The sequence below is a fragment of the Kitasatospora sp. NPDC023120 genome, assembly GCF_055560835.1.
Map to the genome: position 1 here is coordinate 1 of NZ_JBVHHY010000060.1, position 12,919 is coordinate 12,919.

At 67.0% G+C, this 12,919-nt stretch carries 10 protein-coding genes and 3 pseudogenes; 1 reads left to right on the top strand and 12 read right to left on the bottom strand.

From position 1 onward, the window contains the following. Window positions 1-1,335: 1,335 nt before the first annotated feature. A pseudogene (locus ACZ3TI_RS39865) lies at window positions 1,336-1,877 on the bottom strand (transposase); the annotation flags it as partial. A 70-nt stretch (window positions 1,878-1,947) separates the two neighbouring features. On the opposite strand from ACZ3TI_RS39865, the pseudogene ACZ3TI_RS39870 reads away from it, so the two are divergent. Continuing rightward, window positions 1,948-2,211 (top strand): annotated as a pseudogene (locus ACZ3TI_RS39870) (transposase family protein); the annotation flags it as partial. A gap of 130 nt (window positions 2,212-2,341) precedes the next feature. Here ACZ3TI_RS39870 and ACZ3TI_RS39875 read toward each other — a convergent pair. From ACZ3TI_RS39875 to ACZ3TI_RS39925, 11 genes and pseudogenes are all read right to left on the bottom strand, one after another. Continuing rightward, the gene (locus ACZ3TI_RS39875; protein ID WP_465735337.1) at window positions 2,342-3,088 is read right to left on the bottom strand and encodes a hypothetical protein; all 747 of its coding nucleotides are present in this window, start codon (window positions 3,086-3,088) and stop codon (window positions 2,342-2,344) included. Continuing rightward, window positions 3,085-3,534: a hypothetical protein gene (locus tag ACZ3TI_RS39880; protein WP_465735339.1), complete on the bottom strand. Its 450-nt coding sequence runs from the start codon at window positions 3,532-3,534 to the stop codon at window positions 3,085-3,087. Before ACZ3TI_RS39880 ends, ACZ3TI_RS39875 begins: the two co-directional genes overlap by 4 nt. A gap of 18 nt (window positions 3,535-3,552) precedes the next feature. Then, window positions 3,553-5,775, bottom strand: a complete 2,223-nt coding sequence (locus ACZ3TI_RS39885) for a glycoside hydrolase domain-containing protein (RefSeq protein WP_465735341.1) — start codon at window positions 5,773-5,775, stop codon at window positions 3,553-3,555. Between the two features lie 113 nt (window positions 5,776-5,888). Beyond that, a complete protein-coding gene (locus tag ACZ3TI_RS39890) occupies window positions 5,889-7,112 on the bottom strand; it encodes an ABC transporter permease (protein ID WP_465735343.1) in 1,224 nt (407 codons plus the stop codon). Next, a complete protein-coding gene (locus ACZ3TI_RS39895; RefSeq protein WP_465735345.1) occupies window positions 7,109-7,780 on the bottom strand; it encodes an ABC transporter ATP-binding protein in 672 nt (223 codons plus the stop codon). The genes ACZ3TI_RS39890 and ACZ3TI_RS39895 overlap by 4 nt, the downstream gene beginning before the upstream one ends. After that, window positions 7,777-9,069, bottom strand: a complete 1,293-nt coding sequence (locus ACZ3TI_RS39900; protein WP_465735347.1) for a peptidoglycan-binding protein — start codon at window positions 9,067-9,069, stop codon at window positions 7,777-7,779. Before ACZ3TI_RS39900 ends, ACZ3TI_RS39895 begins: the two co-directional genes overlap by 4 nt. A 6-nt stretch (window positions 9,070-9,075) precedes the next feature. After that, a complete protein-coding gene (locus ACZ3TI_RS39905) occupies window positions 9,076-9,762 on the bottom strand; it encodes a hypothetical protein (protein ID WP_465735349.1) in 687 nt (228 codons plus the stop codon). Window positions 9,763-10,065: 303 nt separating this feature from the next. Next, the gene (locus ACZ3TI_RS39910; RefSeq protein WP_465735351.1) at window positions 10,066-10,545 is read right to left on the bottom strand and encodes a hypothetical protein; all 480 of its coding nucleotides are present in this window, start codon (window positions 10,543-10,545) and stop codon (window positions 10,066-10,068) included. A gap of 350 nt (window positions 10,546-10,895) precedes the next feature. After that, window positions 10,896-11,153, bottom strand: coding sequence for a hypothetical protein (locus ACZ3TI_RS39915; RefSeq protein WP_465735353.1), 258 nt, complete (start codon window positions 11,151-11,153; stop codon window positions 10,896-10,898). Window positions 11,154-11,260: 107 nt separating this feature from the next. Continuing rightward, the gene (locus ACZ3TI_RS39920) at window positions 11,261-11,575 is read right to left on the bottom strand and encodes a hypothetical protein (protein ID WP_465735355.1); all 315 of its coding nucleotides are present in this window, start codon (window positions 11,573-11,575) and stop codon (window positions 11,261-11,263) included. Window positions 11,576-11,660: 85 nt separating this feature from the next. Further along, a pseudogene (locus ACZ3TI_RS39925) lies at window positions 11,661-12,772 on the bottom strand (IS3 family transposase); the annotation flags it as partial. Window positions 12,773-12,919 lie beyond the last annotated feature (147 nt).

Below are 12,919 nucleotides of genomic sequence, written 5' to 3' on the forward strand. Positions count from 1 at the left end.
CGGCCCATTGCTCATCAGAAAGATCTCCACGCCCCACAGCGAAGATCATGAACGCTGCGGGACGTGACGACCATCAGTTCTAAAACACGGCCTAGGCGAGCTGAGGAGCTCCTCCGCGCTCTGAGCCACCCGCGAGCGGATGGGCCGCGACTTCAGCAGTGCGTGGACAGAGGCCACCGCGTCGTCCCCTGACACCGGTGCGGTGAAACTGGAGACGACCTGTGCGAAGTCCTTGAGCCTATGGAGTCGGGTCTCCAGACCCTGCACGTCCTGGTCCATTGAGTGGTGTGCATCGTGAAGTTGCAGGTCACGGGCCTGGTGTGATTGCTTGCCCGGGTGCTCGTGCTGGTAGCGCGCGGCAGTCTGCCGTATAGATCGTCGGGCAGGGAGGTATTCGTGGGTTCTGGTCCGTTTCGGCTCCCGAGGCTCCTACGCTCCCGGGCATGGTGGACCGCGAGGTACTGGAACGGATCACCGCGCGCCGGGCGGAACTGGACGGGCTGCACGGCTGGAAGGTCGAGGAGTTCCTGGCGCTGACCGAGCGGCGCGCCCGAGACAGCGGCATCCGCCCGCACCTGCTGTCCCTTCAGGAACTCCAGGAGGGCCAGGCCGCTGTGGTCGCCGAGCGGCTGGGCCTGGCGTACGTGGAGGAGCCGAACGTCCGTCCTGGGTCCCGCAATGCGATCTTCTACGACCCGACCGTGTTCCGGCCGGACGGCGAGTGGGTGCCGTACGTGGAGGGGATCCGGCACCGCCCCTCCATGGTGAGGCTGTACCTGATCGACCTTGCCACCGGTGCCAGCAGCAGGGGCAAGCTGTCGGTCGCCAGCGTCCACGCCAACTTCGGAAACCCCCACGCCCGGGGTGACCAGCTCAGGTGGCTGCTGTCGAACATGGTCAAGGACGGGCGGCTCGGCTTCCTCCAGGGCGACTGGAACTCCTGGCCGGTGTGGGGCTGTCCCCGCACCCTGGACAACGTGCTGGACCATGCCTACGCGCTGGACCGCTGGCCGCCTCCCCGGGCGACGTCCACAACAGCATCAACGGTGGTACTCAGAGCGGCCCCCTCATCCAGGGACGGGATTTCGCTTCCCTCACGTTCAACCTGCACGGTGGTACGCAAAGTGCCGGAAGCTGACCTGTCTCCTCGGCGAGCCATCGTGGTGCCCCAGGCGGTCTCAGGACGAATGCCCTGCCGGCGCCCTCGATCGAGGGCGCCGGCAGGGCATCAGTCAGCGCGGCGGAGTGTCGGGGTCAGGAGGGGTCGCCGTACTGGAGACCGCGGCCGTTGGTGCCGATGTAGACGCGGCCGTAGGTGTCGGGGTCACCTCAGCCGCGAAGCTCGGCGTGGACCCGCCGGGCCCCGTAGGTCTCCTTGTGCTCGGCGTGGATCTCGCGGATCTCGGCCACCAGGGCCTCCTCCTCAAGTCGGCGCTCGGCGCGGGCCTCGGCGCCGGCCTGCCATCGGTAGTAGCCCGAGCGGGAGACCTCCAGCACCCGACACAGCCGCTGGACGCCGAACTCGCCGGCGTTGTCGGAGATGAAGTCCCAGCGGCGGGACGTCACTTCATCTCCTTGGCAAAATAGGCGGCTGCCCGGCGCAGGATCTCGCGCTCCAGCTGCCATTCCTTCTCCGCCTTGAGAAGACGCGCGTTCTCCGCGCGCAGTCGAGCCAGCTCCGCCTCCGCACTCTCGGCCTGCGGCCCGCCGCCCGGGGTGCCCGCCCCCTCGGCCTCACGCACCCACGCACGCAACGTCTCGTGGTTCACGTTCAAGTCGTCGGCGACCGCCTTGAACGACCGCCTGCCCGCCGATGCCCGCCACAACGCGACCGCATCCGCCCTGAACTCCGGACTGTACTTCAAGGGACGTCCCACGTGGATCTTCACCTTCCTGGACCAACGAGATCCATTCTCAGGTGTGTCCACACCGCGGGGGTCACCTCACTGTGCGGGCACCACCGTGCCCGCGGACGGCGCCTACCTCAACACCGGCCTGGTCGTCCCCCACCGCCGACGAGCCGGCCGCCCCCTCCTACGGGCCCAGGAGGAGGACAACGCCGAACACCGCCGGGTGCGCGCCCGCGTCGAGCACACCTTCGCCCGGATGAAGAACTACAAGATCCTCCGCGATTGCCGACAGAAAGGCGACGGCCTGCACCACGCGGTGCAGGCCGTCGCCCACATGCACAACCTCGCCCGAACCGCCTGAACCAGCAGGTCAAAGCACACATTGACCTGCCCCCACCCGGACTTCTGCAACAAGCTTTAAGCAGCGTTGCAGTACTGGCGCGTCCACGCTTCACCGTCACCGGCAAGATCCGGACCGCTCACCCGCTGAATCAGGCCTGCTGACTGGCCAAGCGCTTTGCGGCCTTCAGGCGTTCCGGTTGCAGAGGATCAATTAGGGTCCCTGCGCCCTGGCCTGGAGTGTGGGCCCAGCCGCGGAGCTTTCCGGCAAGCTTGTCCAGCCGCTGGTCGCCGGGGGGCACGTCGACGTAGAACAGGGACTCATCCGGTACCTTATCGTCGCCGCCCCAGCGGATAACGCCTTCGCAGTCAGCGAGAATGTCCCGGATGGTCACCTCCTCGAGAGGAAAGAAACCTCCGCGGGCTCCGGAGGGGTAGAAGCCCGGGCGGATCTGCACAGCTGTGCCGGATGCCTGGTTGGACTCCGCCAGATTCCGGCGCACCGAGGGCGGCGTGCGCCACCCGACCACGTCGCCTTCGCCCAGTGCGTCGATCTCGTAGTGGAAGCGGCTGATCACGTGCACGAGGACTGTTTCGACGTCGCCCATGCGCACCTGAACCCCCAGTGGTGTGCCGGGAACCGGGCGGGTGTAGATGTTGCCGCGGTCGTCCGTGACCTTCTCCATCTCCCAGCCGTTGCTCGACGCGGCGCCCGTTCGGACCCGGGCCTCCCGCTCCTGGGCCTCCTGCGTCAGCTTGCGCACGGCGTCAGGGTCGGGACCGGGGGTGGGGGCCGCCGCATGGGCCGGCGCGCCAAGCAACTGTGGTCCGACCGCGGCACCTGCGGCGATGCCGATGGCACGACGCAGCAGGGCGCGCCGCGGGATGTTCGCCGTCACGTGGTTTTCTCCTTGCTTCGGACGATCGCGAAAACGGTGAGTGTTACGGCACAGACCAGGAGAACGGCCAGCACCGGGTTGACGTATGAGGGGATGAGCACCGGGACGGTGCGGCCGTCGGAGCTGACGCAGCCGAACTCCAGGGGGATGAAGGAGGGGTCGTAGCCGGTCAGTTGCTTCCCCACTGCCGCATCGCAAGCCCTGCCCACGGTGTAGTCGTCGGCTCTGAACAGATGGAGCAGGCCCCATACGTAGAGACCGACCGTCGTGGCCCAAGCCAGGGCTGAGGCCGAGACGAGGGCCGTTGCACGGGATCTCTTCGTCCGGGTACGGAGCAGCATCCTGATGCCGTAAACGGCCAGCCATACAGTGGCGAGGAAGCCGGCCAGCAGCAACAGGAGAACGATGACGCCTTCGTGTCTGGCGAACGGCTGGTCTCCGGACATCACATGCCTCACATCCTGTCAGAGGTTCCGGGAGATGGCGTTGTACTTCTCCATCACGTAGTACAGTCCCATGCGCTTCTTCGCCTCGGAGTACGCCACCTCGCCGGGACCTTGGTAGCGGCGCAGGATGTCGTAGATCTCCTCGTCCGCGTAATCCAGGCGCGGCGGCCTCATCGCGGGCGAGTTGTCGTCCCCGAGGGGCTTGCCTGCGATGTCCCACATGTGGACGATGAAGACGCTGGTTATGTCGAAGGTCTCGGAGTCGTACGCGTTCTTCCAGGCGTTGTACTTGTCCTCGTCGCTGTTCGGATCGGCGATGGCCCGACCGGTCACGAGGCCCTGGCGAAGGCAGTAGTTCCATGCCCCGACGAGCGTTGCGCCGCGCTGCTTGGCGATCCCCGTCGATGAGTCCTCGAAATGGCCGGTCGTGTTGAACGTCGCAATGATGGTTGCCCAGAAAGCCTGGTCAGCCGGGTTGATGTGCCGCATCTCCCAGTACGCGGACGTCTGGACCAGAGCCTTTCGCAGGTTGTACCTGTTCGACAGCTCGGTGATGAGGTCGTCGTGGTCCACCACGGTCGACTGGAAGCACTTCCAATGCTGGTAGGAGTAAAGTCCGCCGTCGTTTGCGTAGCCGATGGACTCCATGTACTTGCCGACGTCCGTCTTCATGGCCTCGATGACGGAGGCGTCGAGCCGGGTATCGGGCTTCACTGCTCGAGGCGAATTGAAGGAGCCCTGGCCAGTGTCGCGGCCGGAGGCGATGTTGTTGTCGATGTTGATCGCGCCGGCGCCGGTGCCGACCGTGCGCGTCACGATCTGGTCGTACGCCCAGTCCGCCGGCAGGGGGTAGCCGTAGTTGCCGGAGAATCCGTAGGACATGTCGGAGACGAAGGAGGCCGTCGAGTGGCCGGCTTTCGCCACTCGGGCGCACACGTTGCGTGGTCCGTACACGCCGATCTGGTAGCGATTGCCGTCGTCTGCGATGGCGTCCTGGATGCCCTTGAAGTGCGGCAACACGCTCGAGGTGATGTCGGAGTCCATGGCATCGAAGTCGACGGCGAAGAAGATCCGCGTACCGAGCTTGAACCCGTGGTCAAGGGCGGCGTTGACGGCAGCCTGGCCGGCCGTGCGGCCGGCCATGTAGGTGAAGTTCGAAGCGTCGCGTCCGTACGTCTGGTAGATGGGGAAGCAGCGCAAGCCGGCGTCAGCGATGGTCTGGAGTTCGCCTTCCTGGATCATCTTTTCGGGCAGGTTCTTCGGCAGCGGCACCAAAGGGTTGGTGAGGTAGCGTCCGACGTAGGTGATGCCCTCGGCCTTCAGCGCCGCCGCCCGCGCGGGCGTGATCCGAGTAACGCAGTCGCACGCCGCACCCTTGCGGGACTGATCGCCGTAGGAGACCAGCAGGGAGGCCCAAGTCGAGAAGTCGCCGTTGCCGGTGGCCGGGAGTCCGACGAACGACTGGAAGCTCCGTACGACGCCCGCCATCGCGCTGTCGAATGTGTCAGTGAAGGCGACCGGTTGGTTGTTGAGGATCATGGCCGCGGAGAAGAGGGATGCCCAGGTGCCGATCGTGCCCTGCGACACGGGGTGGGACTTGACGCCGGTCTGGGTGCCGGGGCCGAAGACCCCGTTCGCGACCCCGTCGGCCATCCCGAGCTCGTACTGGATCGCCAGGAGCATGGACCGCGCGACGTCGCGGGAGTTGTGGCCGTCACAGGGTATGACGAAGAAGTCCTGGCGGTTCAGGTACCGACCGTTGAGCCATTGCTGGACGCTACGGATCGCATCCGAGCCGGAGTTCACGCTGACGTACGCGTCCATGTTCAGCAGCGCCTTGAAGACCTTGGGAGTCAGGTCGCTGCCAGGGGACAGGCCGGTGATCCCCATGTCGGTCTTGAGCTTCGTCATACCCGCTTGGACGCCTGGGTTGTAAACGCCGTCCAGGCTGCCCCCGTCGTATCCCTTGCAGTACAGGGCTGACTGAATGATCTTGCAGAAGTTCTCCGAGGGTATGTTCCCGCTGTTCAGCAAGGGGTACTTGGCCGCCAGCGCGGACAGGGTGGTCGGGCCGAAGCTGTTCGACAGGCTCGTGATGCCGAGCTCTATCTGCAGGGCCCGGGTGAGCGCGTACATGGTCGGCCACCCGGTCTTCCCGTCCTCGTCCACGGTCATACCTATGCGGCTTCCGTAGAACGCGTTCACGAAGCTCTGTGCTCGTCGCACCATTTCGTCGGCCACTGCCGATTCCTCCTTCGTCTCACTGCGAGAGGTATCGCCCTTCCCAGGGCGGTTCGGGTTGATGGGTGCTGCGGTGGAACGGAGGGCGTCTTGAGCCGCACCTCGGGAAGGCGTCATCGCCTCAGTGCCTCGGCAGGCTGGATTCTGGAGGCCCGCCACGCGGGATAGACGCCGGCCAGCAGGCCGGTAGCCATGCCCAGAAGCGGGGCGGTGGTGATGGTGGTCGGATGCAGGACCGGTGTCCAGTGCCTGGCGGCGGCGACGGCGACGATGGTCACGGTTCCCAGTGAGGCGCCGACCAGGCCACCGAGCAGGCCCAGGGCCATGGATTCGGCGAGGAACTGCGTGGTGATGTGTCTGGCTCTGGCGCCGAGGGCGCGGCGCAGGCCGATTTCGCCGCTGCGTTCCATGACGGCGACCAGAGTGGTGTTGGCGATGCCCACGGCGCCGATCACGAGGCAGACGGCCGCGAGCAGGAGAAAGAGCTGTCCGAGGTCGTTCTCGACGCCGGAGCGCAGGCTGCGCGGGTCGGGCGGTGGGGTGGCCCGCAGGTAGTCCGGGTGGTCCGGGCGCAGGGCCAGGGGTGCTTCGGCGGCGATCTGGACGGCCGCGCCGAGCTGGGTGGTGATGAGCATCTTGGCCGGTTGGTCCGTGGGTGGTCCCCACAGGTCCTGCGCGGTGGTGCGCGGGACGATGACGGAGGTGAGCAGGTCGGGGCGACGCTGGACGTCCTTGATGACGCCGATGACGGTGAAGGGCGTGGCGCCGATGAATACGGAGGGCTGGCTGTGCAGGCTGGTGATGCCCAGGCGTGCAGCGGTAGCGGCGCCGAGAAGGGCGACGCGTTCGTGGTGCTGGTCGTGAAACTCGTCGTAGATACGCCCCTGTTGGATGGTTGGCCCGACCGTGCGCAGCATCCCGGCGGAGGCCGCAGTCAGCTGTGCTTGGCGGTCGACGGTCGCGTAGGCGGCGTCGGCCGGGGCGCTGGCAACGGTCTGGCCGACCGGCAGCCTGACACGCCAGGAGACGCCGGCCGCAGTCACCCCGTGCAACTGCCCTATGCGCGCGTCCGCGTCGGTGGGGAAGGCCGGACCGGCCTGGCCGGGGCTGTCGGGCGCGATGTCGTCGATGGTGACTTCGGTGGCGGTCAGTTCGCTGAAGCGGGCGTCGATCTGCGAGGCGGCCGTGCTGGTCAGTCCTGTGACGGCGATCAGCGCCCCGACGCCGAGAACCGTGCCGACGGCCGTGAGGGCGGAGCGCGCCGGGCGCTGGAGGACACCGGCCAGGGCCTCGGAGACGAGGTCGCGCAGGGACATTCGGGAACGAGGCAGCTTCATGCCGTCACCTGGCCATCGCGGATCGTGATGGTCCGCTGACCACGGCGGGCGACCTCAAGATCGTGAGTGATCACGACGACAGTCATTCCGTCGCCGTGCAGGCCGTCGAGCAGGTCGAGGACGGTTGCGGCCGTTACCGAGTCGAGATTGCCAGTCGGCTCGTCACACAGCAGCAACGAGGGTTCGGCTGCCAGGGCACGGGCGATCGCCACCCGCTGGCGCTCACCGCCGGAGAGCCGGGTGGGCAGCGCGTCCAGCCGGTGGCCGAGACCCACCCGGCGCAGCGCCGTTTCGGCCCGCTGCCTGCGCGCGCCACGGGCAACGCGCTGGTAGACCATGGCAAGTTCGACGTTCTCACGGGCGGTGCGGTGGGAGAGCAGGTGGAAGGACTGGAAGACGAAACCGATGCGCATGCCGCGCAGGGCGGTGCGTTCGGCGTCCTTGACTGTCGCGGTGTCGATGCCGTCCAGCAGGTAGCTGCCACAGGTCGGTTCGTCGAGCAGGCCGACGATGTTGAGGAACGTGGACTTGCCGGCGCCGGAAGGACCGACGATGGTGACGTACTCGCCTCGCCTCACGCTGAGGTCGCACGGATGCAGCGCCACCACTGCGGGCGGGCCAGGGTAAGTCAGACCGGCCTGGCGAAGTTCGATGACCGGTGTGCTCATCGGGCGCTGCCCACCACGACCTTGTCCCCGGGAGCCAGCGTCGCACCGGTCTCGGGGATGACCGCGACGAAGCCGCCGCCGGAGACGCCGGGACGTACCGGGACGCGGCGGGTGCTGCCATCCCGGCCGACTACGCTCACGCTGGTCCCGCCGTCCGCCCCGGAGGAGATGGCCGCGGAGGGGACGGCGAGGACCGGAGTGTCGGAGGAGGACGCGGTAACCGTTACCCGTACTTCCTTGCCGGCCAGGTCGGCCGGCAGCGGTGCGGTGGGCGCGACGCGCATCTGGTAGCCGGTGGCCGCCGCAGTCTGGTCTCCCTTGCCGGCAGGCGGAGCCTCGGCCACGGCTTGCACGGTCGCCGGCGCTCTGAGTCCACTTCCCTCGACGAGAATCTCGGCATGCTGGCCGGGCCTCAGAAGGCCCTTCTCCTGGGCGGAGACGTCAGCGACGACGATGGGGTCGCCAGTGGAGACCGTCATCAGCTTCTCTCCTGGGGCCTTGCCCACGGCGGCGGCGACCGCATCTGCCCGAGCCGGCAGGGCGCTGAAGAACACCACCTCCGACATGGGTACCACCACGGCGGCCTGGGACGCTGGGGCAGAAGACGGGGCAGCACTGGGAGGGGCTGTGGGTGCTTTCCCATCAGGGATCTTGTCGCCGGGCGAGTTGACGGCGGTGCGAATCGGTGTGTAGCCGATGGACTTGTAGAAGGCGATCACGGCCCGTTCGGTGCCCGCCCCGAACATGCCGGAGGAATCCGGCGTGCTGGCGTGACCGAGTCCGGCCAGCGCCTTCTGGAGCTGGGCGACGTCCTCACCCTTGGCCCCCGCATGGAGGTCGCGGTAGGCGGGCAGCGCGCCAGCGAGTGTGAACACGGGGCGGCCGGAGATCTCGAACAGAACCTTGCCGTACTCGATCTGGTCCCCGGCCTTGATCTTGACCTTGGTGACGAGCGGGCGGGAGCCCGCCACCCCGCCCGGGGCGGGAACGGCGATGTCGGAAGCGGATGCGGCGGTGACCTTCCCCCGGGTGATCAAGGCGTCTTCAATCACCTTCTGCTCCACCGGAGCGGTCAGCGTATCCGGAGCAGGTGGCGCGGTCTCCGCCGCGACCTGGGCCGGAGACTTCAGCAGTGCGGCGGCCCCCGCACCCGCCGCTCCCACCAGGACCGAACCGATGACGACGACCGTGAGCAGCCCCCGCCGGCGCCCGGTTTTCGAAGGGACCTGCGCCACAGTGGGTTCGGGGCTGCTGTCTGAAGCCTGGGCAGATGAGCTGATGGCTGTCATCGTCTCCTAGCGCTTTCCGGCCAGCACGGAGGCGACGTTCTTCATCGTGGTGTCCAGGCTCTTGCGCGCCGCCTGCAGAGCGGGAGCGTTCTTCTCCGCCGCGGCTTTCTGCAGCCGCACTTCGGCCTGGTACCAGGTCCACGCCACATCGGCGCGCTGGCTGCACTTCAGATCGGCCAGCGCGGTGTCGATCTCGGGTTTGGTCACTTCACGGCTGAACTTCGGGTCGTCCCCGGCGTCCATCGGCTCGTTGTAGGAGTAGCCGCTCTCTTTCATGCATGCCGACCACTGCTTGAACGACGAGGCGACCTCGGGCTCCTGCTTGGCTTTGGTGTATGCCTGGTCGGCAAGCTCCTGCGCCAGCTGGAAGCCGGCCTGGGCATCACCGAGTTGCTGCTTGGCCTGCTGCCCGCACCCCTCTTCGGCCTTGGCCTCGGCGCCCCTGGAGCCCGCCGCAGCCATCGCCTCCACCGCCGCGTCATGGGCCGCCTTCTCCGCGGCGTCCGGATGGTATCCGCGCTTGGCCGCAAGCGCGGCGTCATGGTTGCCGTACCTCAGGTCGGTCAGCGTCTTCGGCCCTACCTTCGGCAACTCCGGCTGCGGACGCCAGCTGCCGTATCCGGCCTTCTGCATGCAACCCTCGGTCAGCGCTCCCATGGCCCGCCCGAGCTGGCTCGAATCGTTGTCGCTCATGAGATACGCCTCCAGCGGCAGCTTCCACGTCGCCGGATTCGCACGGTCAAAACCCGGTGCAGCGGTTCCATCCGCAGCGGCGGGCCGCGAAGCGACACTCGAAGCGGAAGACGTCGAAGGCGACGATTCGTGGGAGCACCCAGTGGCAACAGCGCACACAAGGGCGGCCCCCAGCGCCACCGGACCTCGCCGGCCGATCAGCATGATGGATTCCTGATATTCCACTCGAAGGCACACGGAGAAAAGCAAATGATGGATCCGGGGCCCCGTGCCGGGCGACAGAGCCGCCCGGCACGGAACATGTCACCGGTAGTCGAAAGATGCGTTGTTGTTGTAGGTGCTCTTCAGCTGGAACCAGCTGGACATCGGACCGAGCTTGTCCGAGGCCCCTCGCATCCAGCTATTGAAGAAGATGACAGCATTGGCGCCGGTATTGCGATTTTGTGCGGATGCGGCATTGTTCTTGACAGGCGCGTTGGAGCCGTTTCCCTGATCGGGGCAGAAGTAAAGCGGCTCCTTCTCGGTGTGCGGATCATCTCCCCCGTAGTACTCATCTCCGAAGTCGTTGACAGGGGTGTAGAAATTTCGGTGCGCCCCGGCGTACGACGAGTTGAACCAGAGAGTGAACTTGAAGTAGTCGGCCTCCGTGTGGGGGGCACACGCCAGCGGCGACTGGTGGTTGTCCGCACCGTTCGCCTGCGCGGCAGGTGCCGCAAGGCCCCCCAGAGCCAGTGTCGCTATGGCACCAACAAAGACAGCGCGGATGGATCGCGAGATCGCCATATTGCTCCCCCTTCATGGCATGCTGATGGATTCGCAGTCCATAGAAATGGACGGATTCATCCCCAAGGAGGACTAGCAGTACAAAAGACGGATGTCCGCCGAAATCCCCTGCGGCCAGTGCCGCCAATTCATCCCCCCGGAAGAATTCTTGAGTCGATTAGATCATGCTTGCATCGGACAAAATGAACATTTCGGCCTCTATATGGTAATGAATGGGTAAAATCTGGTGCCGGTTGGTGAGCGATCGGCCCCAAGGATGAGATCAACCCTCCGGATGGCGGGGGGAGAGCAGTTGGGATACCAGCCAATCGATGGGTAGGCAAACAAGTGCCGGGGCCAGTGGGGACCGTTCAGATCTGGTCGGTCAGCGGTTTGAGGTGGTTCACGGCGCTGGAGAATTCGTCCTGCAGCTGGTCGTAGGCGTCGGCGTCAGCGGCGGTTACCGCGTCGCAGAGCGTGGCGGCCTCCTGTAGGTCGCCGAGGGCCCGGCCCCACTCTGCTGGTGAGCCCGCTTCCGGTCGCTGACCGTTGACCGTCTTGGCCATGGCCGTGCAGTCCTTGCCCACCTTCGCGGTGTCCCCTTGTGCGCTCATCATGGTCGCGGCCATGGGGATGAAGGCGCTGGTTACGGCGCTGTACTGCGGAGAGTTCAGCGCCCAGGCCCGCGCGGGGCTGTCACGGGGTGCTGCTCGCGCAGCCCGCAAGGGCGGCGGCGTTACGAGCAGGCAGGTTGCGGCGGCGCGGCGCACGGGTGTCCAACGATTCGTTGGACGATGACCCGAGACCGTACTCCGCCGCCGCGCCCGCCGATCAGCAGGGGCCAGGTGCCCAGCGCGAAGTGCGACACCACGACCTGGTCCTCGCCGCCGGGGCCGGCCTCCACGGCCTCCACCGGTTCCTTGTGCGGGCGGGGCACCCGGGGATGACGCTCCCGCTCGACGAACTGGGCGAGCGCGGCCAAGCCCTGGGCGAACCGGTCGGTGCGAGACACCACCTTCGGCTTCGCCTCAGCGGCGGCCTTCGCGGCCACCAGCTCCTGGTCCTCATGGAGGAGATTGTGCGGGCGGGCGATGCCGAGCAGGGTGAGGTGACCCCCGGAACGTGGACACAGGGGTTCATGCTGCGAGTGAGAGTCTAGCGTGCGTGTGGTGTTGCTGTTCGAACTCGATCGGTGAGAGGTAGGACAGCGTGCTGTGGCGACGGCGGGCGTTGTAGTAGGTCAGCCACTGGAAGATCTCCAGCCTTGCCTGGCTCATCGTCAAGAACAGCTTCCTGTACATCACCTCTCGCTTCAGTCCCTGCCACAGGCTCTCGGCCAGGGCGTTGTCGTAGCTCGAGCCGACCCGGCCCATGCTCCTGCGGATCCCGTGCCGGTCGCAGACCTCGGCGAACGCGGCCGAGGTGTATTGCGAGCCGCGGTCCGAGTGGAAGATCACCCCGGTCACGTTCCCGCCCCGGGTGGCCACGGCGGCCTCCAGGGCGTCGATGATCAGCTCGGCGCGCATGTGCGGGGCCATGGACCAGCCGACCACCCGCCGCGAGCACATGTCGATGACCGAGGCCAGGTAGAGCCAGCTGCTGCCGACCTGGATGTAGGTGATGTCGCCGCACCAGCGCTGGTCGAGTCCGGCGGCGGTGAAGTCCCGGCCGATCAGGTCCGGGGCGGGCGGCGCGACCAGGTCCGGGACCGTGGTGCGCTTGCGGCGCCGCAGGTGGCGGCCGACGATGTGACGCTCGCGCATCAGCCTCGCCACCCGCTTGCGGTTGACCGTGTGCCCGAAGCCGCGAAGCTCGGCGTGGACCCGCCGGGCCCCGTAGGTCTCCTTGTGCTCGGCGTGGATCTCGCGGATCTCGGCCACCAGGGCCTCCTCCTCAAGTCGGCGCTCGGCGCGGGCCTCGGCGCCGGCCTGCCATCGGTAGTAGCCCGAGCGGGAGACCTCCAGCACCCGACACAGCCGCTGGACGCCGAACTCGCCGGCGTTGTCGGAGATGAAGTCCCAGCGGCGGGACGTCACTTCATCTCCTTGGCAAAATAGGCGGCTGCCCGGCGCAGGATCTCGCGCTCCAGCTGCCATTCCTTCTCCGCCTTGAGAAGACGCGCGTTCTCCGCGCGCAGTCGAGCCAGCTCCGCCTCCGCACTCTCGGCCTGCGGCCCGCCGCCCGGGGTGCCCGCCCCCTCGGCCTCACGCACCCACGCACGCAACGTCTCGTGGTTCACGTTCAAGTCGTGTGGTGTGCGGCCTCAAGACATAGGTGACACGAGAGTCCCAGCAGTTCATTGAGTGGTGTGCATCGTGAAGTGGCAGGTCGCGGGCCTGGTGTGCGTCGGCGTCGGGGTGCTCACGCTGGTTGCGGGCGGATGGCTTCGGTGAAG